The sequence below is a fragment of the Nocardia sp. 149-1B genome, assembly GCF_057747975.1.
In genome coordinates this window covers 1,071,348-1,095,230 of the sequence record NZ_CM173233.1, presented here as the reverse complement: position 1 = coordinate 1,095,230, position 23,883 = coordinate 1,071,348, and the positions used below count along the sequence as shown (strand labels likewise).

At 71.4% G+C, this 23,883-nt stretch carries 21 protein-coding genes and 1 riboswitch; of the genes, 6 read left to right on the top strand and 15 right to left on the bottom strand.

The genetic code is table 11. The features are described from left to right. Positions 1-108 precede the first annotated feature (108 nt). The 3 genes from purH to AC3ANS_RS05240 all read right to left on the bottom strand — a co-directional run bounded on the left by purH (position 109) and on the right by AC3ANS_RS05240 (position 3,712). Positions 109-1,692: a bifunctional phosphoribosylaminoimidazolecarboxamide formyltransferase/IMP cyclohydrolase gene (gene purH / locus AC3ANS_RS05250; protein ID WP_488295112.1), complete on the bottom strand. Its 1,584-nt coding sequence runs from the start codon at positions 1,690-1,692 to the stop codon at positions 109-111. A gap of 20 nt (positions 1,693-1,712) precedes the next feature. Beyond that, a riboswitch (ZMP/ZTP riboswitch) is annotated at positions 1,713-1,790 on the bottom strand. A 12-nt stretch (positions 1,791-1,802) separates the two neighbouring features. After that, positions 1,803-2,435 (bottom strand): phosphoribosylglycinamide formyltransferase, encoded by a 633-nt coding sequence (gene purN / locus AC3ANS_RS05245; RefSeq protein WP_488295111.1) that lies wholly within the window; start codon positions 2,433-2,435, stop codon positions 1,803-1,805. Next, a complete protein-coding gene (locus AC3ANS_RS05240) occupies positions 2,432-3,712 on the bottom strand; it encodes a cell division protein PerM (protein WP_488295110.1) in 1,281 nt (426 codons plus the stop codon). The genes purN and AC3ANS_RS05240 overlap by 4 nt, the downstream gene beginning before the upstream one ends. Before the next feature lie 92 nt (positions 3,713-3,804). Here AC3ANS_RS05240 and AC3ANS_RS05235 point away from each other — a divergent pair, with 92 nt between their 5' ends. The 5 genes from AC3ANS_RS05235 (at position 3,805) to AC3ANS_RS05215 (ending at position 10,765) form a co-directional block, all read left to right on the top strand. Beyond that, on the top strand, positions 3,805-5,643 hold the full coding sequence (locus tag AC3ANS_RS05235) for a SigE family RNA polymerase sigma factor (protein ID WP_488295109.1): 1,839 nt from the start codon (positions 3,805-3,807) through the stop codon (positions 5,641-5,643). 104 nt (positions 5,644-5,747) lie between these two features. Further along, the gene (locus AC3ANS_RS05230; RefSeq protein WP_488295108.1) at positions 5,748-6,260 is read left to right on the top strand and encodes an RNA polymerase sigma factor; all 513 of its coding nucleotides are present in this window, start codon (positions 5,748-5,750) and stop codon (positions 6,258-6,260) included. After that, positions 6,253-7,581, top strand: a complete 1,329-nt coding sequence (locus AC3ANS_RS05225; protein ID WP_488295107.1) for a hypothetical protein — start codon at positions 6,253-6,255, stop codon at positions 7,579-7,581. Before AC3ANS_RS05230 ends, AC3ANS_RS05225 begins: the two co-directional genes overlap by 8 nt. Positions 7,582-8,032: 451 nt before the next feature. Then, positions 8,033-9,271: an HNH endonuclease signature motif containing protein gene (locus AC3ANS_RS05220; protein ID WP_488295106.1), complete on the top strand. Its 1,239-nt coding sequence runs from the start codon at positions 8,033-8,035 to the stop codon at positions 9,269-9,271. Between the two features lie 360 nt (positions 9,272-9,631). Then, a complete protein-coding gene (locus AC3ANS_RS05215) occupies positions 9,632-10,765 on the top strand; it encodes a hypothetical protein (protein ID WP_488295105.1) in 1,134 nt (377 codons plus the stop codon). Between the two features lie 69 nt (positions 10,766-10,834). On the opposite strand, the gene sucD is transcribed toward AC3ANS_RS05215, so the two are convergent. The 3 genes from sucD to AC3ANS_RS05200 all read right to left on the bottom strand — a co-directional run bounded on the left by sucD (position 10,835) and on the right by AC3ANS_RS05200 (position 13,530). Beyond that, entirely contained in the window at positions 10,835-11,728 is an 894-nt protein-coding gene (gene sucD / locus AC3ANS_RS05210) for a succinate--CoA ligase subunit alpha (RefSeq protein WP_488295104.1), read from the bottom strand. Positions 11,729-11,745: 17 nt separating this feature from the next. Continuing rightward, positions 11,746-12,906, bottom strand: coding sequence for an ADP-forming succinate--CoA ligase subunit beta (gene sucC, locus AC3ANS_RS05205; RefSeq protein WP_488295103.1), 1,161 nt, complete (start codon positions 12,904-12,906; stop codon positions 11,746-11,748). Between the two features lie 180 nt (positions 12,907-13,086). After that, the gene (locus tag AC3ANS_RS05200; RefSeq protein WP_488295102.1) at positions 13,087-13,530 is read right to left on the bottom strand and encodes a cobalamin B12-binding domain-containing protein; all 444 of its coding nucleotides are present in this window, start codon (positions 13,528-13,530) and stop codon (positions 13,087-13,089) included. 186 nt (positions 13,531-13,716) lie between these two features. Here AC3ANS_RS05200 and AC3ANS_RS05195 point away from each other — a divergent pair, with 186 nt between their 5' ends. Further along, complete coding sequence (locus AC3ANS_RS05195; protein WP_488295101.1) at positions 13,717-14,703, top strand: M23 family metallopeptidase; 987 nt, start codon at positions 13,717-13,719, stop codon at positions 14,701-14,703. Positions 14,704-14,943: 240 nt separating this feature from the next. Here the strand turns inward: AC3ANS_RS05195 and pcrA are convergent, their stop codons facing one another. The 9 genes from pcrA to AC3ANS_RS05150 form a co-directional block, all read right to left on the bottom strand. Then, positions 14,944-17,352 carry a DNA helicase PcrA gene (gene pcrA, locus AC3ANS_RS05190; RefSeq protein ID WP_488296431.1) on the bottom strand — a complete coding sequence of 803 codons (2,409 nt, stop codon included), beginning with the start codon at positions 17,350-17,352 and terminating at the stop codon, positions 14,944-14,946. 79 nt (positions 17,353-17,431) lie between these two features. After that, complete coding sequence (locus AC3ANS_RS05185; protein ID WP_488295100.1) at positions 17,432-17,908, bottom strand: hypothetical protein; 477 nt, start codon at positions 17,906-17,908, stop codon at positions 17,432-17,434. Positions 17,909-17,918: 10 nt separating this feature from the next. Beyond that, a complete protein-coding gene (locus AC3ANS_RS05180; protein WP_488295099.1) occupies positions 17,919-18,281 on the bottom strand; it encodes a response regulator in 363 nt (120 codons plus the stop codon). Between the two features lie 36 nt (positions 18,282-18,317). Further along, entirely contained in the window at positions 18,318-18,770 is a 453-nt protein-coding gene (locus tag AC3ANS_RS05175; protein ID WP_488295098.1) for a chemotaxis protein CheX, read from the bottom strand. After that, the gene (locus AC3ANS_RS05170) at positions 18,767-19,162 is read right to left on the bottom strand and encodes a response regulator (protein ID WP_488295097.1); all 396 of its coding nucleotides are present in this window, start codon (positions 19,160-19,162) and stop codon (positions 18,767-18,769) included. Before AC3ANS_RS05170 ends, AC3ANS_RS05175 begins: the two co-directional genes overlap by 4 nt. Next, on the bottom strand, positions 19,150-19,986 hold the full coding sequence (locus tag AC3ANS_RS05165; protein WP_488295096.1) for a CheR family methyltransferase: 837 nt from the start codon (positions 19,984-19,986) through the stop codon (positions 19,150-19,152). The genes AC3ANS_RS05170 and AC3ANS_RS05165 overlap by 13 nt, the downstream gene beginning before the upstream one ends. Beyond that, positions 19,983-21,083, bottom strand: a complete 1,101-nt coding sequence (locus AC3ANS_RS05160; RefSeq protein WP_488295095.1) for a protein-glutamate methylesterase/protein-glutamine glutaminase — start codon at positions 21,081-21,083, stop codon at positions 19,983-19,985. Before AC3ANS_RS05160 ends, AC3ANS_RS05165 begins: the two co-directional genes overlap by 4 nt. 114 nt (positions 21,084-21,197) lie before the next feature. After that, positions 21,198-22,115: a hypothetical protein gene (locus AC3ANS_RS05155; RefSeq protein ID WP_488295094.1), complete on the bottom strand. Its 918-nt coding sequence runs from the start codon at positions 22,113-22,115 to the stop codon at positions 21,198-21,200. A gap of 37 nt (positions 22,116-22,152) precedes the next feature. Beyond that, complete coding sequence (locus AC3ANS_RS05150; RefSeq protein WP_488295093.1) at positions 22,153-23,769, bottom strand: methyl-accepting chemotaxis protein; 1,617 nt, start codon at positions 23,767-23,769, stop codon at positions 22,153-22,155. Between the last annotated feature and the right edge of the window lie 114 nt (positions 23,770-23,883).

Genomic DNA, 23,883 nt, shown 5'->3' with positions numbered 1-23,883 from the left:
TCGGTCTGTCCTTGCATCCACCGGGTCTCGACACGCCCGTCGCGACTTCGTTCCTCAGTCGCGGTGCTTGCTCGACCACCATCATCGGGTCCGCTGGCGCGTCCCCGATCAGTGGAAGAAGTGCCGGGTGCCGGTGAAGTACATCGTCACGCCGGCGGCCTTCGCGGCCTCGACCGTGAGCTCGTCGCGCACCGAGCCGCCGGGCTGCACGATCGCGGTCACGCCGCCGTCGATGAGGATCTGCGGTCCGTCCTCGAAGGGGAAGAACGCGTCGGACGCGGCGACCGATCCAGCGGCCCGCTCCCCCGCCCGGGAGACCGCGAGGCGGCAGGAGTCGACCCGGTTGACCTGGCCCATGCCGATGCCGACCGAGGCGCCCTCCTTGGCGAGCAGGATCGCGTTCGACTTCACCGCGCGGCAGGCCTTCCAGGCGAACGCCAGGTCGGCGAGCACCTCGGGCGAGGCCGGCTCACCGGAGGCGAGGGTCCAGGTCGACGGGTCGTCGCCGGCCGCGTCGACGTGGTCGACACGTTGCATCAGCATGCCGCCGCTGATCGGGCGGAACTCGACCGGGTCCGGGTGCTCGTCGGGCGGGCACACGAGGATGCGGATGTTCTTCTTGGCCTGCAGCACCTCCACGGCGCCCTCGTCGTACGCCGGCGCGACGATCACCTCGGTGAAGACCTCGGCGACCTGGCGAGCCATCTCGACCGAGACCGGTCGGTTGACCGCGATCACGCCGCCGAAGGCGCTGACCGGGTCGCACTCGTGGGCGCGGCGGTGGGCCTCGGCGACATCGGCGCCGACCGCGATGCCGCACGGGTTGGCGTGCTTGATGATCGCCACGGCCGGCTCGTCGAAGTCGTTGGCGGCGCGGCGGGCGGCGTCGGTGTCGACGTAGTTGTTGTACGACATCTCCTTGCCGTGCAGCTGCTCGGCGCCCGCGAGGCCGCCACCGCCCAGAGAAGACTCAGCCCGGTACAACGCGGCCGGCTGGTGCGGGTTCTCGCCGTAGCGCAGCACCGCCGCCTTCTCCCAGGTGGCGCCCGCCCAGGCCGGGAAGCCGGTGCCCTCGGAGGTGTCGGTGAGGACGTTGCCCATCCACGAGGCCACGGCGACGTCGTACGCCGCGGTGTGGGTGAACGCCTCCGCGGCGAGGGCCCGGCGCTCGTCCAGCGTGAAGCCACCTGCGGCGGTCGCGGCCAGCACGTCGGCGTAGCGCTCGGGCGAGGTCACGATCGCGACCGAGGGGTGGTTCTTGGCGGCCGCCCGGACCATCGAGGGGCCGCCGATGTCGATCTGCTCCACGCACTCGTCGGGGCTGGCACCCGATGCGACGGTCTCGCGGAACGGGTAGAGGTTCGACACGACCAGGTCGAACGGCTCCACGCCGAGGTCCGCGAGCTGCTGCACGTGGGAGTCGAGGCGCCGGTCGGCGAGGATGCCCGCGTGCACCCGGGGGTGCAGGGTCTTGACCCGGCCGTCGAGGCACTCCGGGAAGCCGGTCAGGTCCTCGACCCTGGTGACCGGCAGGCCGAGCCCCTCGATCAGCTTCGCCGAGCCACCGGTGGAGACCAGCTCGACGCCGGCGTCGTGCAGGCCGCGGACCAGGTCCTCGAGGCCCGCCTTGTCGTAGACGGAGACGAGAGCGCGACGGATGGCGACGCGGTGCTGGGACGTGGGATCAGACACGGACACTCCTTGCTCGGAAGGAGGAGCACCCAGGCGGTCGATGCTCCACGCGCGTCACTCCCCGGTGGTCACCCACCTGCGCCAGTCGTGTGCGGTCCAGCATAGGGCCGTCAGTCGTCGTCACCGAACCGGGTACGCCGGCCCTCGACGGCCCATCCGGCCCGGGCCATGCGGCCGACCGTGTCGACCAGCATCGCGCGCTCGGCGACCTTGATCCGCTCGTGCAGGGACGCCTCGTCGTCGTCGGGCCGCACCTCCACAGCGCGCTGCGCGAGGATCGGCCCGGTGTCGACACCGTCGTCGACCAAGAACAGCGTGCACCCGGTGACCTTGACGCCGTACGCCAGGGCGTCGGCCGCACCGTGCATGCCGGGGAACGACGGTGACAGGGCCGGATGGGTGTTGACCACGCGGCCGCCGAACCGGCCGAGGAACTCCGGGCCGACCAGCTTCATGAAGCCGGCGAGCACCACGAGGTCCGGCTCGAAGCCGGCGACGACGTCGGCCAGTGCACGGTCCCAGTGCTCGCGGCTGGTGAACTGCCCCACCTTGCGCACGAACGTCGGCACCCCGGCCGCCTCCGCCCGCACCAGGCCCTCGATGTCGTCGCGGTCGGCACCCACCGCGACCACGGTGGCGCCGTACGCCGGGTCGGCGGCGGCGTCGAGCAGAGCCTGGAGGTTGGTGCCGGCCCCGGAGACCAGCACCACGAGACGAGCGGGGCCAGACGGGCGTGGGGTCACGCGGTGGAGTCTAGGGAACCCTCACGGAGGGTCCGGCGCTGCCACCAGGTCATGAGAAGACCGCCGGCCAGTCCCCCGATCCCGAAGGCGGTGATCGCGTGCACGAGCACGTCGGAGGCGAACGGCCCGACGTCTCGCATCCGGCCGGGTCCGACCGCGCCGCCGGAGACGGCGGCGAGGAGGCCCAGCAGCACGCCGGCGAGGACTCCGCCGACGCACCCGCGCAGCGCACCGTGGTCCCACCGCAGGGTCGGGAACCGTCGCTGCGAGCGGGCGACCGCGACGGCAGCGACGAGAGGTGGGAGCACGAGCAGGTACGTCGTCCAGGACGGCGTCGGCCCGTTGGCCGGCAGCGCGGCCAGGAGCGGGAACATCGGGAGGGGCCCGAGTACCACCGTCGTGGGCGACACCAGTGTCTGGGCGCCCACGGCGAAGCCGGGACCGAGCAGGTAGGAGCCGGTGAACACCGCGGCGTTGGGCACCAGCGTCGCCGTGAGCGCGGTGTAGACGGTGCCGTCGCCGGCGCCGAGGTGAAGCCGCGACATCACGTTGACGGCCGTGCCGAAGTCGGTGACCAGCGCGATCACGAACACCGCCGTGGACACCAGGACGTAGCCGCCGAGCACGCGCAGGCAGGCGGCGCCCGCCGCCCGGACGGACACCGGCACGAACGCCGTCCAGATCGCCGCGCGACCGGACCCGATGGAGATCGCGACCAGGCCGAAGGTGACGCAGAGCAGCAGCGACCAGCCCACGACGTGCACGAGCGACGGTGCGGTCTGCGCCGTCGCCGCCAGGCGGAACGTGACGTACGCCACGATCAGGTAGCCCGCGGAGAACGCCGCGGTCGCTGTCGCGACGGTCCAGTCGCGCTCACCGTCGGCGATGCGGTCGGAGTCGGGGCCGTGCCCGGAGACCGAGTCGCCGACGCGATGGCCGAGGCGCCACACCGCCCACGCCGCGAGGGAGGTCAGGCCGAGGGGTACGACGCTCACCGCGACCCCGTCCACGTGGAGTCCGGAGCCGTGGGCCAGCAGCCACCCGAGCGCCCCAACGCGCAGACCATCGCGTGGGGTTCCGTGTGCGCCCGCGTCGGCCAGGAACCAGCCCACGACTCCGACGGCCAGGCAGATCAGGAGGGTCGCCGCGGCCGCGCTCGCCCCGCCGAGCATGGCGACGAGCACCAGCGGCCGGCGGTGCCGGGGGTCGGCGCGGTCCGCGAACCCGGGGCGGGTCGCGGTCGAGGCTGGCGTCGAACCGGGCAGGAGCGAGGTCATGGCTCGACCATCATCACCCGCCTCCACGGCGCGATCGCGGCTCCCACGCCGGTTCGGCCGGGATGTCGACCTCGGTTACCGTGGACGATGCGATGAGGGACCCCGACCAGTTCGACGAGTTCTACAAGGACGTCCGCACCCGGCTGCTGGTGCTGACGTACTGCCTGACCGGCGACCTCCCGGCCTCCCGTGCCGCCGTGCGCGACTCCTTCGTGGTGACGTCGCACCACTGGCGCAAGGTGATCCGCCTGGAGGACCCGGAGGCCTGGGTCCGGGTCCGCGCCTGCGCCCACGCGCAGCGCCGCCACACCGCGAAGCTCTGGCACCGCGAGAAGGGCCTGGACCCGGAGGTCAAGGCGACCCTCGACGCCCTCGGGAAGCTGCCGCTCGTGCAGCGCAAGATGCTGCTTCTCACCGAGCTCACCACCGCCTCGCTGGCCGAGATCGCCCGCGAGGTCGGGCTCCCCCGCGCCGACGCCGAGCGCGAGCTCCAGACGGCGACCGCCCAGCTCGCCGTGCTCCGCGAGGTGCCGACGACCAGCATCCGCACCCTGTTCGAGCCGGTTCGCGCGCACGTCGAGGACGGCCGCTGGCCCCGCGCCACGATCATCCGGCGCTCGGGCGCCGCTCGCCGGCGTACCCACACCGTGATCAGCATCGCCGCCACCGTCGCCGCCCTGGTCGTGACCGGCACCCTCGTCACCGACACCCACGGCGTTCGTCCCACCCTCGCCGGCGAGCGGGTCGAGGCGCCCCAGGACCACCGTCCGTCGCCGCGCCCCACTCCCGAGCCGATCGACGTCGCCGAGGACACCCTGCTGACCGCCCCCGAGGTCGCGGCGCGGGTGCCGGGCGCGGCGTGGACGGTCGGTCGCACCGACGACAACACCAGCGGCGACGGGCTGGTGATGCCTTGCCAGGCCGACCGCTACGCGGACCCCCACGGCACCGCCGCGCTGGTGCGCACCTTCAGCACCACCGGCAAGAAGGCCGTCGCGGCCATGCAGTCGACGCAGGCCTCGGCCACCGAACGAGGGGCCACGCGCGGGTTCCGCAAGGCGGAGCGGTGGTTCGCCGGCTGCGCGGACGGCCGGGCCCAGCTGCTCGACACACGGGCGGTCGCCGGCGTCGGCGACGACGCGATGCTGTTCGTGCTGCGCACCTGGGACGAGCCGAGTGCGACGGTCGTCGCAGGGGTGGCCCGGACCGGCCTGCTGACGACTGTCGTCGTCAGCCGCTCACCCGTGGGCGACGAGCCGCCCCTCGCGAAGTCCGCCAGCCTGTTGTCCACGGCGATCACCCGCCTGTGCGGCCGCCCCGGGGCGGGCACCTGCTCGACGACCCCGAGGCTCCGCAAGGTCACGCCCATCCCGGTGGCCCCGGTGCCGGCCATGCTCGCCGAGGTCGACCTGCCGCCCGTCGGCGGCGTACGCCGTCCCTGGGTGGGCACCGAGCCGCGCCAGGCGCGCGACAACGCCGCCGCCACCGGGTGTGACCAGACCGACTTCAGCGCCAAGCCGATGACCAACAACGTCACCCGCACCTTCCTGGTCCCGGGCGCCAAGCTGCGCGACGAGTTCGGGCTCACCGAGACCGTCGGCTCGCTCCCCGAGGGCCGGGCCTCGGCCTTCGTCGACGGCGTGCGCGAGCGCCTCGACCGCTGCTCGAAGAAGAACTTCGGCACCCAGGTCGACCGGATCCGGCAGGTCGAAGGCAAGCACCGCGACCTGACGGTGTGGCGGGTGACCACGGAGATCACCGACGCCCGGTCGGTGAGCTTCCTGATGGGCATCGTGCGGCTCGGGACGTCGGTGGCGCAGGTCGGCTTCGTCCCCGACCCGGCCGCGGAGATGTCCGCGGACTCCTTCGTCGCGCTCGTCGAGCGTGCCCTCGAACGGCTCGGCACCATGCCCGCGCCGCAGGCCGGCTGACCTGCTGAGAATTCTCGCCCGCCCGTGCAACCGTGGGGGCCGGTGAGACGTATCCCCTCCGACTCGGCACCACGCCGGGCCGCACAGAGACGGGAACAGGGTCGATGGACGAGCGTGAGTTCGACGAGTTCTACAGCGCGTCGTTCCAGCGGGTCACCGGCCAGGTCTACGCGATGATCGGCAACCGGGACGAGGCGCAGGAGTGCGTCCAGGAGGCGTTCGCGCGGGCCTGGGCACACCGTCGCAAGCTGGACCGGGCCGAGCATCCCGAGGCGTGGGTGCGCACCACGGCGTACCGCCTCGCGGTGAGCCGCTGGCGGCGTACGACGCGGGGCCGTCGGCCGGCCGACCGCGCCGTGAACCTGCCGACGGTCACCGCGGCCCCGACCGAGACGCACGTCGCGCTCGTCGAGGCCCTCAAGCAGCTGCCCGAGGCCCAGCGCCAGGCGCTGGTCCTGCACCACATCGCGGACCTCTCCGTCCACGACGTCGCCCGCGAGGTCGGCGTCCCCGAGGGCACCATCAAGGCCCGGCTCAGCCGTGGTCGCGCGGCACTCGCCGCGATGCTCGCCGACGACAGACCCGGCGGTCTCCAGGAAGGAGCGAGCCATGCGTGACCCGATCGAGGAGCTCGAGAGCTTCAGCGTCCCAGGACCTCCCATGACTCCCCTTCCCGCCGCCGAGGTGCGCAGGCGCGGCGACCGCATCCGGCGCCGCAACAACCTGCTCACCGGCGCCGCCGCTGTCGCGGTCGTCGCCGTCCTGGCGACGCCGTTCGCGGTGCTCGCCGGCAACGACCGCACCGACGACGCGCCTGCCCCGTCCACCACGTCGCCGTCCCCGACGGTGACGTGGGTCCAGGAGATCCCCGCCGGCTTCTCGCTCACCGACGGGCTGCCCCGGGCCACGGTCCAGGACACCTACCAGGCCCAGGGCGACGCCGACGCCTGCCCCGGACTCGGCTGGTCGCCGGACGGTCCGCCCGCGGCGGTCGACGTCGAGCAGGTCGTCCAGACCGAGAACGAGGGCGGCGTGGACCGCGCACTGGCCCTGTATGCCGACGAGGAGTCCGCCACCCAGGCCCGCCTCGGTCTCGAGGCCCGCGTGCAGGAGTGCGCGGCCGCGACCGACGGCAAGGCCCGCTACACCGAGGACGTGTCCAGCGACGCGAGCTCGCTCGTCTACGTCGACCACGTGAGCGAGGCCGGTGAGATGTTCGCGCACCAGGTGGTCCAGGTGGGCAATGCTCTCCTGCTCGACACGGTGTACTCGATGGGTGGCGGTGACCCCACGATCGTCCAGCGGACGGCCGACCTCCTCAACGAGAAGTCGGCGCCGGTCGTCGCCGCCATGCGGGCCACCTTCTCCGAGCCGTCGGCAACCGGGCCGACCACCCCCGGGACCGGGGAGGGCGCGGTCAGCGCCATCCCGCCGGACCTGGACCTCGGCCGCGGGCTCTCCTCCTCCGAGGGCAACCCCGTCGACGGCCCGTCAGAGACCGCGGAGGGCGTGCCCGCTCTCGAGCTGTGCGGAACCTCCGTCTGGCCGGTCACGGGCGTCGAACGGCTGGCGGTCACGGTCCGAGGCGCGGAGTACGGCGAGAACCGCGAGCTCGTCACGTTTGCCAGCAGTGCGGACCTGACCGCGGCACTCGACGCCCTGCGTGCCTCCACCGATGCCACCTGCACCCCCGACGGACGGACCATGGCGTCGTACGACAAGTCTGTCGGCGACGACACCGTGACCTTCGCGATGGGTTCCGTGGGCGGCACGGGCCTCGACATCTACCAGTTCGTCCAGGTCGGCCGGTCTCTCCTCGCCACGCACCGCTACACCGAGGGCCTCCTCGACGGCGCCGGCCCGGCCGTCCGCGACGTGACCTTGGCCAACCAAGGTCTGGTCCCCGACCTGTGCCCCTTCACCGAGGGAGGCTGCTGAGCCGCATCGCCTGGTGGTTGAGGAGGCTGCCCTGGCAACCGTCTCGAAACCACCCCGCGGGGCACGGTGGTTGAGGTGCGAGGGCCGCTAGGCCCGCGGAGTCACGGTGGTTGAGGTGCGAGGGCCGCTAGGCCCGAGCCTCGAAACCACCACCGCGTCGGCAGGGCGCCGGATGCACGCCGGCCTGCGGACCCGTCGTGGTCGTCGTTGCTGAAAGGCGAGGGACGTGGTCACCGTCCGCTGTGGTCACCCGAGGGTGGTCACCGTCCGCCCTCGGCACCAGGTCCGTGGTGGGTTGCTGTGCTGTGGTCGTCGTTGCAGACCCGGGATTCCTCCTGCCGACCCTGACCCCGACGGGTGCTCGCAGATTTTACCTTCGGAGTGCCCAGAACCCTGTGGATACCCGGGTTCTGGGCCCTCGACTGTCGGCGGCCAGTGCTGGGATAGACACATGGCAGCCACCCCGATCGAGCACCCGGACCTCGATGGTCCCGGCACGGTGCTGACTGCCCTGGAGACGACACACGCGGTGCTCACCGACGCCGAGATCGACCAGTTCCGGCTCGCCGTCGACTGGGCCACCGCAAACCCCGCCGACGCGCTGGACGACGCCGCGACCGTGGAGGGCACGCAGGGTGAGCTCGCGATCGCCGGTCCCGGTGCACCCCTGGTCGCGGAGTTCTGTGTCGCGGACTTCGCCCTCGCCCTCGGCATGACCACTGATGCGGGACGCTCGTACCTGGGCGACGCGGTCGAGGTCCGGCACCGGCTCCCCCGCCTCTGGGGGCGCGTGATGGCCGGGCAGGTGCCGGTGTGGCGGGCCCGGCGGATCGCCACCAGCACGAAGTCCCTCCCCGCCGAGGCAGCAGACCACGTCGACACGCACCTCGCCCCGCTCGCGCACCGGCTCACCTGGGCACAGCTCGACCGGACCGTGGAAGCAGCGCGGGCGTTGTTCGACCCGATCGAGGCCGAGCACCAACGCCTGCTGGCCGCTGAGGGCCGGTTCTTCGACATCGACACCCACCACGCCACCCTGGAGGGCACCGCGACCGTGCGGGGTGAGCTGGACCTGGCCGACGCCCTCGACCTCGACCACGCCCTGGCCACGGGTGCGCAGCAGCTCGCCGACCTCGGCTGCGAGGAGTCCCTCGACGTCCGCCGCGCCCTGGCCGCCGGCGCACTGGCCCGCGGCGACCTCATGCTCGCACCCGACACCACGGCCGTGAGCGTCCAGCCGGCCAGGAAGCAGCGGGAGCTGGTCGTCTACGTGCACCTCTCCGAGTCCGCGCTCGCCGGGGTGGAGAACACCCGCACCCACGTGCTGGTCTCGCAGGTCGAGGGCTGGTGCGCCACTGCCACCGGGCGGGTGACGATCCGTCCTGTGCTGGACTTGAACGAGCACATCGAGGTCCCCGGCTACACGCCCTCGAAGACCCTGCGCGAGCAGATCCTGGCGACCTACCCCACGTGTGTGTTCCCCGGCTGCAGTCGCCCCTCGCGGGGCTGCGACCTCGACCACGTCATCGCCTACGCCGAGGGCGGGCCGACGTGCAGCTGCAACCTGGTGCCCGAGTGCCGGTTCCACCACCGCTTGAAGACCCATGGCGGCTGGACCCTCCACAGGGTCGGCCACCGGCTGTTGGTGTGGACCAGCCCCCACGGCCGGACCTACACCCGACATACCTGACCCACCCGACCCCGCCGGCCACGGCCGACGGGGCCACACTCACGCCCCGGCGGTTCACGACGGCCAGGCCAGGTGGGAGTGAGTCGGCAGGAGGAATCCCGGGTCTGCAACGACGACCACAGCACAGCAACCACACGCCCACCTCGTGCCAAGCGCCGACGACGACCACCCTCGGGTGACCACAGCGAACGATGACCACGCTCCCTCGTTGTTCAACCACGACGACCCGAGACGACCCGCAGGCCGACGTACGGTCGCGCCCTGCCGACGCTGCGGAGGCCTCGACAAGCTCGACCACCGGCACCACCAGTGATCGAGCAGCCGCGGCAACCAGGACCACAGCGAGCGCGTCCTAGGGGCATGAAGGCCGTCCTCGGGATCCTCGTCGCGGCTGCGCTGCTCACCGGGTGCGGCGACGCCCGCCCCACGGCCGCGGACCCCGATCCGGCGGCGGCCAGCACCCCGTCGAGCAGCGCACCGGCCGAGAACACCCGCCCCACCCCGACCGACGTACCGACCACTCCCCCGGTGGCGCCGTCGTCGCCGGGCGAGATCATCCCCGACGACTTCCCCCTTCTGAGCGGCCTCCCCGACGACCGGGAGGCTGAGCCCGGCATGGGCCGGCGGGGGCCCAACCGCACCATGGAGCCGATCGTCCCCGACGCTTGCGGCGACCGCGCCCCGCTCCCCGCGCACACCGACCGGCTGCGGGCGGCATGGACCAACCCCGAGGACGGCCGGGACCGCGAGCTGGTGACCTTCGCGAGCGTCGACGAGGCCCAGGCGTACGCCGTGCGGGTGCTCGACCTCTTCCGCACCTGCCCCGTGCAGACCACGTCAGCGGAGACCGAGGAGACCCGTCACGCGCGCGTGTTCGACAGCGACCTCGGCGACTTCGCCGGGGCGGCCTCGACGCTGTACCAGCTGCACGGCTTCCGGGCACCCGGTCTGACGACCTGGTACGTCGTGCGTGTCGGCGCAGCAGTGCTGCTGTCGGTCACGTACGACGAGGGCGGTGCCGGCGCCGACCCAGCGCAGCAGGCCGCCGACCAGCGTCGTCGAGACGCGGACGCGCTCGATGGGGTCATCGAGGCGATGGCCAGCCTCCCGGCGCCAGAGCATGTCCGTGAGCCGGCGTTCGGGCCCGACGGCTTCGGTCGAATCGCCCTTGGCCTGCCGCGGGCCGAGCTGCTCGCCGTCCCGGGCGTTCGGATCACCGGTGACAACGGCGTGTGCGAGGACTTCGAGGCCCCGGGCGTCATCGGCCACCTGCAGCCCGGCCGCGGCGTCGCGGTGCTCTCCATCAGCGGCGACGCGGAGACGCCCGCCGGCATCCACCTGGGTTCCACCGTCGCCCAGGTGCGCGTGGCCTACCCGGACGGCACCGAGGACGGCCCGTGGCTCTACGCGCCGCCGTACCGGTTCGAGTTCGGCGCCGATGATCGCGCGATCAGCGTCATGCTGCTCCACGACGGCCAGCGCTGCGGGAGCTGACACCCAGGCGTGGCGTGGGCCCCGGGCAACTGCCCGGGGCCCTCGTCGTACGCATGGAGATGCGGTGGCTCAAAGCGAGCGCAGCACCTCACGCATCAGCTCGGCGGTCTCGGACGGCGTCTTGCCGACCTTGACGCCGACGGCCTCGAGGGCCTCCTTCTTCGCCTGCGCGGTGCCCGAGGAGCCGGAGACGATGGCGCCGGCGTGGCCCATGGTCTTGCCCTCCGGGGCGGTGAAGCCCGCGACATAGCCGACGACCGGCTTGGTCACGTGCTCCTTGATGTACGCCGCCGCCCGCTCCTCGGCGTCGCCGCCGATCTCGCCGATCATCACGATCGCCTTGGTGTCCGGGTCGGCCTCGAACGCCGCGAGGGCGTCGATGTGGGTGGTGCCGATGATCGGGTCACCCCCGATGCCGATGGCGGTGGTGAACCCGTGGTCACGCAGCTCGTACATCATCTGGTAGGTCAGCGTGCCCGACTTCGACACCAGGCCGACCGGGCCGGTGCCCGCGATCGTGGCCGGCGTGATGCCGGCCAGCGACTCGCCCGGCGTGATGATCCCGGGGCAGTTGGGCCCGATCATCCGGGTGCCGGCCGTGTTGGCGTCGCTGTGCAGGTAGGCGAAGACCTCGGCCGTGTCCTGGACGGGCACACCCTCGGTGATGACCACCAGCAGGCCGATGCCCGCGTCGATGGCCTCGATGCAGGCGTCCTTGGTGAACGCCGGCGGCACGAAGACCACCGACACGTCGGCGCCGGTCTCGGCCATCGCGTCCTTGACCGTGCCGAAGACCGGCAGGTCCTTGCCGCCCAGCTCCACGGAGGTGCCGGCCTTGCGGGCGTTCACGCCGCCGACGATGTTGGATCCCGACTCGACCATGAGGGTGGTGTGCTTGGAGCCCATGCCACCGGTCATGCCCTGGACGATGATCTTGGAGTCCTTGTTGAGGTAGATCGACATTCTTCTGGTCTCCAGTCTCAGGCGTTCGCGAGCTCGGCGGCCTTGTCGGCCGCGCCGTCCATGGTGTCGGCCATGGTCACGAGGGGATGGGCTGCCTCGGTGAGGATGCGACGACCCTCGTCGACGTTGTTGCCGTCGAGACGTACGACGAGCGGCTTGGTCGCGTCGTCACCGAGGATCTCCAGCGCGCCCACGATGCCGTTGGCGACCTCGTCGCAGGCGGTGATGCCGCCGAAGACGTTCACGAACACCGCCTTGACCTGCTCGTCGCCGAGGATCACGTGCAGGCCGTCGGCCATCACCTGGGCGTTGGCGCCGCCACCGATGTCGAGGAAGTTGGCGGGCTTGACCCCGCCGTGCTTCTCCCCGGCGTACGCGACCACGTCGAGCGTGGACATGACGAGTCCGGCGCCGTTGCCGATGATGCCGACCGAGCCGTCGAGCTTCACGTAGTTGAGGCCCTTGTCCTTGGCCTGCGCCTCGAGCGGGTCCTCCTCGTCGCGGATCACGAAGGCCTGGTGGTCCTCGTGCCGGAACTCGGCGTTCTCGTCGAGCGACACCTTGCCGTCGAGCGCCTCGAGCTTGTCCCCGGCGAGCCGCGCGAGCGGGTTCACCTCGACCAGCGTGGCGTCCTCCTCCACGAACACCTTCCACAGCGCGAGCACCATCTGCACGGCCTGGTCGGTGAGCGCCTCGGGGAACTTGGCGTCGGCCACGATCTCGCGCGCCTTGGCCTCGTCGACGCCGGTCCCGGCGTCGATCGGGATCTGTCGCACCGCGTCGGGGTTGGTCTTGGCGACCTCCTCGATCTCCACACCACCCTCGACGCTGGCGATGCAGAGGTACTTGCGGTTGGCCCGGTCGAGCAGGAAGGAGAAGTAGTACTCCTCCTCGATGCTGGCGGCGGGGGCGATCAGGACCCGGTTGACCCGGAGCCCCTTGATCTCCATCCCCAAGATCGCCTCGGCGTGAGCGCGCGCCTCCTCAGGCGTCTTCGCGAGCTTGACCCCGCCCGCCTTGCCGCGGCCGCCGGCCTTGACCTGCGCCTTGACCACAACGACGCCGAGCTTCTCGGCCGCGGCCTGAGCCTCGTCCGGGGTGTTGGCGACGATGCCGAGGGTGACCGCTACGCCGTGCTTGGCGAAGAGCTCCTTCGCCTGGTACTCCATCAGATCCACTGATCCACCATGTTCCTCTTATCGGAGCGGGCGGACGTGCTTGACGTCCGCGCGCCGCTGGGATGTCGCTCGGGTGTCCTCGGGCACCCTAGTCCGCGCTCCGGCGTACGACGAGGCCCGGCGGACGTGACGCATGGCATATAGACCCGGGCACATAGGCCCGGGTCGAACGGGCAGGGGTCAGCCCGCGGCGCTGGTGGCGAAGTGCTCCGCCACCCAGCCGGTGATCTCACCGGTCGATGCGCCCGGGGTGAACACCTTCGCGACCCCGAGCTCCTCGAGCAGCGGGATGTCCTCCTCGGGGATGATCCCACCGCCGAAGATCACGATGTCGGAGGCGTCGCGCTCCGCGAGCAGCTCTGCCAGGCGCCGGAACAGCGTCATGTGTGCCCCGGAGAGCACCGAGAGTCCGATCAGGTCGGCGTCCTCCTGGATCGCGGTCTCCACGATCTGCTCCGGGGTCTGGTGCAAGCCGGTGTAGACGACCTCGTGCCCGGCGTCGCGCAGCGCTCGGGCGACGATCTTGGCGCCGCGGTCGTGCCCGTCGAGGCCGGGCTTCCCGACCACGATCCGGATCCGGGTCGCGCCCGCCACAGGGGGCGCCGAGGGTGTGGTCGAGGTCATGCTCGCAGGCTAACCCACGCTTGGAGTGAGCGTGACCCTGACCACGTCGGGGTCGGATTTCTGCGCGAACGGCCGCATGTACCCGACTTTCCGGCCGATGATTCCTCCGAAGGTTTCTCGCGCCCGTGATCTTTCCGTTACAGTCGGGCGTCGCCGTCTGAACCCCGAGCAGCGGAGAACGAATCTATGGGCAACCACCGAGCGGAACGTCGCGGCTCCAGCCGCCGTCCCTCGGACCTCGCGACCCCGATCGAGGTCGCCGCCCCGGCACCCGTCGCGGGACCTGTCGCCGGCAAGCGCCGGGCCGTCAAGCCAGCCAGGTCCGCGAAGCCGGAGCGCACGGGTCGAGCCGCCAGGACGATCGCCGAGGTCACCTCCTCCCCCGCCGCCGAGCCGGCCGCCCCCGGCCGCCGGGCCAACCGCCACACGGCCCCCCGCGGGCCGTTGTTTCGCGGCCTCCCCTCACCGCCGATCCTGATCGGCGTCGCCGCGCTGGCGATCTCCGCCGGTGGCGCGATCACGGCGGCCAACGGCGGCCTCGGTGAGCAGAGCCCCCGCTTCAGCCAGGCCAGCGCGCTCAGCGGCGCCAGCGACGTCTCGAGCGTCAACATGCTCGACCGCAGCACCGTCAGCCGCGACTCCCGCCGCGACGCACTCGACGACCAGGCCGACGCCAAGCTGGTCGCCGCGGCCGAGGACCAGGCCCGCCAGCGCGACGCCGCCCTGCTGAAGCTCCGGCAGTCCGCTCAGCACTACTCCGACAAGCTCCAGCTCAACCAGTGGGTGCTCCCGGTCTCCGGCTACCACCTGACGGCGGGCTTCGGCGAGTACAGCGGCCTGTGGTCGCATTACCACACCGGCCTGGACTTCGCGGCCCCCAGCGGCACCCCCATCGTCGCGGTCGCCAACGGCGTGGTCACCTCGGTCGGCTACGACGGCGCCTACGGCAACAAGACCGTGATCACCCTCGACGACGGCACCGAGCTGTGGTTCTGCCACCAGACCTCCTACGTCGTCAACGTCGGCCAGGAGGTCCACGCCGGCGAGCTCATCGGGTACGTCGGCTCCACGGGCAACGTCACCGGTCCGCACCTCCACCTCGAGGTCCGCCCCGGCGCCGGCGACCCGGTCGACCCCTACCAGGCGCTCGTGGCGCACGGGCTCCAGCCGTAGGGTTCGGACTCACCGACCACCGTCGGCGTTCGTCGCACCGGGTCTCGACACGCGGGTCGCGGCTTCGCAGGCTCGGCCGCGCCGCTCGCCCGACCACCATCAGAAGCTGTGCTGCGGGCTTCGCCCGATCACCGTCGGCGCTCGTCTCACCGGGTCTCGACACGCGGGTCGCGGCTTCGCAGGCTCAGCCGCGCCGCTCGCTCGACCACCATCAGAAGCTGTGCTGCGGGCTTCGCCCGATCACAGCTTCTCCACGGGCGCGTAGCGCAGCAGGAGCCGCTTGACGCCCTCGGAGCCGAAGTCGATGGAGGCGACGGCCTTCTCGGCGACCCCCTCGAGCGCGACCACGGTGCCCAGGCCGAACGAGTCGTGGAGCACCCGGTCCCCGGGCTCGAGGCTGGGGATCTCGCGGGCCGGCTTGGCCCGGGCGGCGGCGTCGGCGCGCACCGCGGCCGCGGAGAAGTTGCGTCGACCGGCAGCCGTCGGGGCACCCATGCGGGCCGCCGAGCCCTGGGCGAGGTCGGGACGTCCCCACCGGGTCTGGGCGGCCTCGGTGCGCCGCCAGTCGACCAGGTCGACAGGTAGCTCGTCGAGGAAGCGGGATCCGGGGTTGTGGGACGGCGCGCCCCAGGCCGAGCGGACCACCGCGCGGGAGATGTAGAGGCGCTCGCGGGCCCGGGTGACCCCGACGTACGCCAGCCGGCGCTCCTCCTCCAGCTCCGGCTGGTCACCCAGCGACCGGGCATGGGGGAACACGCCGTCCTCGAGCCCGGTCAGGAACACCACGGGGAACTCCAGACCCTTCGCGGTGTGCAGCGTCATCAGCGTGACGACACCGGAGTCGTCGGGGTCGTCGTCGGGGATCTGGTCGGCGTCGGCGACCAGTGCCACCCGCTCGAGGAAGTCCCCCAGGCCCGGGCTCAGCGTGCCCGCATCGACGTCCGCCGGGTCGGCGGAGGGGCCCGAGACGGGGTCGTCGGCGAACTCACGCGCGACCGCGACCAGCTCGGCGAGGTTCTCCAGCCGGGTCTCGTCCTGCGGGTCGTCGCTCTCCTCGAGCGAGGTCAGGTAGCCCGAGCGGGCGAGGGTGGTCTCCAGCACCACGTCGGGTCGCTCTCCGGCGTCGACCATCGACTGCAGCTCCTCGATCATCGCCACGAACCCCTGGATCGCGGTGAGCGACCGGGTGGCGAGCCCCGGGGCGTCCTGCGCGCGGCGCAGCGCCTCCCAGAACGTCGTACGGTCGCGCTCGGCGAGCGCGTTGACACACGCGACCGCCCGGTCGCCGATGCCGCGCTTGGGCGTGTTGAGGATGCGTCGCAGCGAGACCTGGTCGGCGGGGTTGACCAGCAGCCGGAGGTAGGCGAGGGCGTCGCGGACCTCGCGGCGCTCGTAGAACCGGACGCCCCCGACGACCTTGTAGGGCATGCCGAGCCGGATGAAGATCTCCTCGAAGACCCGGGACTGGGCGTTGGTGCGGTAGAAGACGGCGACGTCGCCCGGCCGGAAGGCCTTGGCGTCGGTGAGCCGGTCGATCTCCTCGGAGACGAAGCGCGCCTCGTCGTGCTCGTCGTCAGCGACGTAGCCGACGATCCGCTCGCCGTCGCCGGCATCGGACCACAGCCGCTTGGGCTTGCGGCCCTGGTTGTGGCCGATCACGGAGTTGGCAGCGGTGAGGATGGTCTGGGTGGAGCGGTAGTTCTGCTCGAGCAGGATCGAGGTGGCGTTGGGGAAGTCCTGCTCGAAGTCGAGGATGTTGCGGATGTTGGCACCGCGGAAGGCATAGATCGACTGGTCGGCGTCGCCGACGACCATCAGCTCGGCGGGCGCCACGCGCTCCGTCGAGGGGTCGAGCTCCTCCAGCTGGTCGGCGCAGAGCTGGTGGATGAAGGCGTACTGCGCGTGGTTGGTGTCTTGGTACTCGTCGACCAGGACGTGCCGGAACCGCCGGCGGTAGGTCTCCCGCACCTCGGGGAACGTCTGGAAGAGGTGCACGGTCAGCATGATCAGGTCGTCGAAGTCGAGCGCGTTGGCCTCGCGCAGCCGCCGCTGGTAGAGGGTGTACGCCGCGGCGTAGGTCTCCTCCAGGTGGTTGCGAGCGTCCTTGGTCGCCTCCTCGGCATCGCGCAGCTCGTTCTTGTGGTTGGACACCCAGTGCAGCAGCGCGCCCGGCTGGTAGCGCTTGGGGTCCAGGTCGAGGTCGTTGCAGACCAGCGTCATCAGGCGCTTCTGGTCGGCGCTGTCGTAGATCGAGAAGTTGGACTTGTAGCCCAGGCCGACGTTCTCGAACGCCGTGATCTCCTTGCGGAGGATGCGCACGCAGGCGGAGTGGAACGTGGAGACCCACATGATCCGGGCGCGCCGGCCCACGAGGTCCTCGACCCGCTCCTTCATCTCCGCGGCAGCCTTGTTGGTGAACGTGATCGCCAGCACCGAGCCGGGGTGCGCCTTGCGCTCCGAGATCAGCCAGGCGATGCGCCGGGTGAGCACCCGGGTCTTGCCCGAGCCCGCGCCGGCGACGACCAGCAAGGGGGCGCCCTCGTGCACCACGGCGGCGCGCTGGGGGTCGTTGAGGCCCTCCAGCAGCTCCTCGCGCGAGGGGCCGCGCCGGGTCGGCTCGGGCCCGTCCGGGGTGGCTGGGGCGGGCATGCCGGGCAGGGGGATCGAGATGCTCATGCTGGACGCCAGCCTACGTGGCCCCACCCCCCGGCCACCCGGGTGTCGTCGGTCAGCCGAACACGGTTACGATCGACAGCGTCCCGCTCCCGTAGCCGGAGATCTCCAGGGTGACGTCCTCCCGGACGCCGGGCGTCGCGACATACGACGCGATCTGGGGCGGCAGGGGGTCGTGCGGGGCAAAGGTGGCCGAGAGCCGCTGGTGCACCCCAGCGCACTCGCCGATCGGCGCCGCGAGCACGTTGAGGATCTCCGAGACGTTCTCGAACAGGTTGTCGGGCAGGACCTTGTCCTCGACCGCCGCCTCCGCGCCACCCTTGGGGATCAGCGCGAGCGCGGCACCGGCGTACGCCGCCAACGGCAGGTCCATCGCCGCAACGAACGCCAGCTGGTGCTGGGGATCGATGTAGGTGGCCACGACCGGACGCGGGGGGTCCAGGCTGATGGGGGTTCCGTCACCGACGGAGACGTCGCGGCCGAGCAGGCCCTCGAAGACGTCCTTGATCAGCTTGCGGTCCGGCAGACTCATGATCTCCTCCTCAGCCGAGCATGCCGACGAGCGCGGACTCGAAGTGCTCGGGGGTGAACGGCTTCGCGATGAGGAACAGCGCGCCCGCCGCCTGGGCGGCCTCGCGCATCTCCTCGGATCCTTCGGACGTGACGAAACCGAAGGGCACCGCGTTGCCGCTGCCGCGCAGGTCGCGCAGCAGCTCGATGCCCGTCTTGTTGGGCATGTTCCAGTCCGACAGCACCAGGTCGGGGCGCTCCGTCGCGACCTTGTCCAGCGCGTCCGCGCCGTCTGTGGCCTCCACGAAGTCGTGGTGCCCGAAGCCGGCCTGACGCAGCGTGCGCAGCACGATCTGACGCATGACGCGACTGTCGTCGGCGATGATGATCTTCATGATCGAGTCCTCTCTTCGGTCGTAGGTGGTCGAGGTTCAGAGGTCCGCGGCGTCCGGCACGATCTGCACGTAGACCGGGGCACCGCGCCAGGACACGACGAGGCTCTCCTCCGTCGACGGCGGCGAGGCGCTCGCGCGGACACCGGGCAGGCCGAGCGTCATGGCACCGTCGATGGCACCCTTCACACTGCCACCCACGACGTTGAGGACCTCACCGACCGCGTCGTGGACGTCGAGCTCGTCGACGGCCTCGTCCGGTCCCATGCCCAGCAGCGCTCCCGCGATCTGGGCGGCGACGTCACTGTCGCAGGTCAGGAGCAGCCGGCCGTTCCAGCCGCCGCGGATCTCGATGTGCGCCTGGATCCCGGTCTCGAACTCCGCCGGGACGTCGGCGGGCCACGGGTCGGCGGCCTCGAAGAGCATCGAGCCCCAGACCTGCTCGACCGCCGCGTGGACGAGCGCCTGGTCCGGCGCGCTGTAGAGGGTCATGAGTGATCTCCTACGGGAGTCGGGAGGAGCCCGAGCAGGTCGAGCTTCTCCACGAGGGCGTCGCCGGTGAACGGCTTGATGAGGTACTCGTGGGCACCGGCTGCCAGCGCACGCACGATCCGGTCCTGCTCGCTCTCGGTGGTGACCATCATCAAGGTGATGGACCGCCACTCGACCTGCTTGCGGACCTGGCTGATGAACGTGAGTCCGTCCATCACGGGCATGTTCCAGTCCACGCACGCGAGGACGGGGAGGTCGCCGTCCACGGAAGCGAGGACGTCGAGCGCCTCCTGGCCGTCGCCGGCCTCGAGGATCTCGAACCCCGCATCGCCCAGGATGCGGCCGACGATCCTCCGCATCGCGCGTGAGTCGTCAACGATCAAGGCACGCATGTGCGTTGTTCCTCTCTGATCCGGTACACGGAGGACCGTCCGGCCGGTACCCGTTCCCAGGCGTCGTCGACGCCCATGGTCATCTCCGCCGCCCCCAGGAAGAGGTGGCCGTCAGGTGCCAACACCTGGCGGACTCGGCGCAGGATGTCTCGCTTGGTGGCGAGGTCGAAGTAGATGAGCACGTTGCGCAGGAAGACCACGTCGAACTTCCCCATCGCAGGGAACGGGCGCATCAGGTTGAGCTGACGGAACTGCACCTGGGCCGCGAGCGCCGGGCTGATCCGCCACCCGAGGCCGACCCGCTCGAAGTGCCGGACGAGCGTCGTCGCCGGCAGCCCGCGGTTGACCTCGAGCTGGGAGTACTCCCCCTTGCGGGCCCGTTCGAGCATCTCCAGGGAGAGGTCGGTGGCCAGCATGTCGATCTTCCAGCCCGCGACCTCCGGGGTGTCCTGCGCGGTCATCAGGATGCTGTAGGGCTCCTGCCCGCTCGAGCACGCGGCCGCCCAGATCCGGATCTCCCGCTTGCTGCGGGTCTTGGCCAGGGCCGGGAGGACCGACTGGCGCAGCGCGGTGAACGGGTCGGTGTCGCGAAACCACGACGTCTCGTTGGTGGTCAGCGCCTCGACGACCAGCCGCATCGCGGCCGGGTTGCGCCGCACCGCGAGCTCGGCGACGAACGCGTCGACGTCCTTGTGGCCGCCCTGGCGGGCCAGGGGCACCAGTCGCGACTCGACCAGGTACTCCTTCCCTGGTTCCAGCACGATGGCGCTCTCCGCCCGCACGAGCTCGCGGACGAAGGTGAAGGCCTCGTGGCCGATGGTCATGTGAGTGCTCCAGCCGAGACGAGTGACGGACGTTGACGGGCGAGCCGGCGCAGGATCTCCGGACCGAGTTCGAGCAGGGGCAGCACGCGCTCGGCGAGGCCGGCGGTCGCGACGGCGCCCGGCATCCCCCAGACGACTGAGGTGGCCTGGTCCTGCGCCAGGATGCTGCCGCCCTTGTCGACGATCACCCGCGCCCCCTTGCAGCCGTCGGACCCCATCCCGGTCAGCACGACGCCGAGGACGGCAGGTCCGACGGCGGCGACGGCGCTGCGGAACAGCACGTCGACGGCCGGTCGGCAGTAGTTCTCGGGCGGCGCCTGGGTGAGGCGGGTCCGCAGGCCGTCGGCGTGCGGCACGACCTCGAGGTGGAAGTCTCCGGGCGCGATCGCGACCGTGCCCGGTCGCAGCGGTACGCCGTTCTCGGCCTCCACGACCTCGAACGGGAGCTGACGGTCGAGCCGGCCCGCGAACTGCTTGGTGAACAGCGGGGGCATGTGCTGGACGATGGCGACCGGCACCGCGAGCGGCGGCAACGTGTGCAGGAGCGCGCTGAGCGCCTCGGGGCCACCGGTGGAGCTGCCGATGACCAGCAGCCGGTAGCCCCCGAGCGGAGGCGTCGCGGCGGCGTGCAGCTGGACGGCCGCTGTCGGGGCGACCGTGAGGCCGGCGGGATGAGGCGAGATGCCGACACGGGGAACGAGTGACTTGATCCGTGGGATCAGTGCCTCGCGGACCTGCTCCATCGAGCGTCCCACGCTGCCGACGTTCGCTGGCTTGGGCACGTAGTCGGAGGCACCTGCCGAGAGCGCTTCCAGGGTTGCGACGGCACCGCGCTCGGTCAGCGTGCTGAACATGATGATCGGCACCTTGCTGCCGGTCGCGCGGATGGCGCGGACCGCCTCGATGCCGTTCATCTCGGGCATCTCGATGTCCATGGTGACGATGTCCGGCTTGAGCTGGGCGACCTTCTGCACCGCGGCGCGCCCGTTGACCGCGGTCCCGATGACCTCGATGTCGCGGTCGGCCGCGAGGAGGTCGGACACGAGCTTGCGGATGACCACGGAGTCGTCGACCACAAGCACCCTGATACCGGGCATGGGCGTCTCCTCCTTCTGTCCCCCGGGCGGCGGACGTAGTGACCATCGGCGGCACCCGAGGAGACCTAAGGGATGCGGGTCGAGGTTGTGTGGACCGGTCTGCACCGGCCGGGATCACACTCCGGTCAGCGGGCCGGCGAGGGGTCCGTCACCGTAGACCAGGCGCCACGGACGCAGCAGGACGGCCGCCGTCGTGGAGGGCAGGAGGTCGGCGATGACGACGGCCTGGAGGACACCGGAGACGGCGTTCCACACGCCGTACGCCGCGTCGCGGGGCGTCAGGCCCGCGAGCTGGAAGGCGATCACCCCGGCGAGCTGGGCGTCGCAGGACAGGCGCAGCCGGTCGGCCATCGAGACCGCCCAGCTCGCCTGGTGCATGGCGGGCGCCCACTCGGCGGTGCGCACCCGCTGTTCGTCGACGACCCGACGCCACGCGGTCCGGATCGTCTCGTCGCTGTCGGCGAGCCGGTCGAGCACCCGGTCGAGCTGTGCCATGCCGGTCGAGGCGGTCTCGTCGCGGGTCGGCAGGTCGGCTCGGAGGTACGGCGCGACCATGGCCCGGCGTACGCCGGAGTCCAGACGGTCTCCGAGGAAGCCACTGACTGCGGCGTCGGCGAGCACGTCCGCCGCTGCGGAGGCCGTCGGATCCTGGACGGCCATCGGGCCGCTGTGCAGCCAGGTCCAGTCCAGCACGTCGTGGCGCAGGAAGTGGTCCACCGCGTGGGTGTCACCCAGCAGGCTGTTCTCGAGCCGCCGCAACAAGGTGGAGGCGCCCGTGGTGACGGCCTCCTCGACGGCGTCGGCCGCCAACGGGAGCATGGTCCGGACCGTGGCGGCTCGTGCGTCGGCCCGCGCGGTGGCCCGCAGCCAGGGGCCGCGGGCCACGCCTCCCGGATGCTGGGCGGCGAGCCGGTCCAGGTCCGGGCCGTCGGCGGTCAACGCGGTTCGCAGCACCGCCGCGGCCTGTCGACCGCGCCCGAGCCGGGCGAGGTCGAAGCCCACCGCATGCGCGCCCACGAGGGAGTACGGCACCGGCCCCTCCCCCCTCGTTCAGCAGTGGCGGACCGGATCAGGCCGTGAAGCCCGAGACGGCCGTGCGCAGGTCCGATGCCATTCTGGCAAGGTCGTCAACCGCTGTCCTGGTTTGGGCCAATGCTTGCGTCGTCGAATCGGCAGCTGCGGAGACACCGGAGATGTTGGTCGCGATCTCACCCGAACCCGTCGAGGCCTCCGCCACGTTGCGCGACATCTCGTTCGTCGTCGCCGTCTGCTCCTCCACCGCCGAAGCAATCGTCAACTGATAGTCGTTGATCGAGGTGATGATCGCCGCGATCTCACCGATCGCACCCACCGCACCACCCGTATCAGCCTGGATCGCCTCCACCCGCCGAGCAATGTCCTCCGTCGCCCGCGCCGTCTCCTGCGCCAGCTCCTTCACCTCGTTCGCCACCACCGCAAAACCCTTGCCCGCCTCACCAGCACGAGCCGCCTCGATCGTCGCGTTGAGAGCAAGCAGGTTGGTCTGCTCCGCGATCGAGGTGATCACCTTCACCACATTCCCGATCTCCTGAGACGACGCACCCAACTTCCCCACCGTCTCGTTGGTCACCTCCACCATCGACACCGCCTGCGAAGCCACCCGCGCCGCCTCATTCGCCGAATGCGCAATCTCCCGGATCGAAGCACCCATCTCCTCCGAACCCGCAGCCACCGTCTGCACGTTCCGCGACACCTCCTCCGCAGCACCCGAGACCACACCCGCCTGCACCGACGTCTCCTCAGCACCCGCAGCAATCTGCTGCGACGACGCCGACAACTCCTCCGACGCAGCCGCCACCGCATCCGCCGAGGCGATCACGGAGGTGAGCAGCTGTCGCAGAGCGGCCGTGGCCCGGTCCATGCTGGCGGCCATCTGGCCGACCTCGTCATCGGAGTCGACCTCGGCCCGCTGGGTCAGGTCACCCTCGGCGAGCGCGTCCGCGACACGCTTGACCCGGGCGACGCCGCCCGCGACGGATCGGGCGATGATCCAGCCCAGTCCGAGCGAGAGGACCACGCCGACCACGAGCAGCGCGATCGCGAGGAACCGGCTGCTGCTGTAGGCGGTGTGGGTGTCCTTGGCGCCCTGGGCGGCGAGGTCCGACTCGATCTTCTCGAGGGCCAGGATGTCCTCGTTCATCTTGTCGGTGAACGGCTTCATCTGCTCGGTGTTGGCCGTCGCCCAGCCGGCGTAGTCGCTCGCGAGCGCGAGCGGCTCCATCACGGTGTGCTGCCCGTCGACGTAGTCGGCGACGGTGCCCTCGAGCTCCTCGACGAGGGCGCGCTGGTCCGCGTCGAGCGTGCCGCTCTTGATCGACGCGATCGCAGCCTCGAAGGCCGAGTGTGCCTCCTCGAGAGCGTCGTACGCCGCCTTGGTGTCCGCCGGGGATCCGGCGATGAGCGCGTCCCGCGACTTCAGGCGCATGTCGTACAGCGCGGTGTGCACGGCCGCGGTGTCCCGGATGCCCTGGACGTTGTCCGTGTACATCACGTCGGTGCGGTTCGCGGACGCGGACAGGGAGCTGAGGCCGACGACGCCGACCGTGACGGCGACGAGGGTGGCGATGCCGACCGCGGCGAGCACCTTGACCCGAAGGCCGAGGTTGCGGAACCAGCGCAGGGCAGAGCGAGGCGATGACGAGGACATGGGTGCTCCTGATGAGAGGGGTTGACCCGAGAGGGGTTGACCCGAGAGGGGTTGACCCGAGCGGCGTTGACCTGAGCGGGCATGAACTGAGGGGTTTGGCCTCAGGGGGTACTT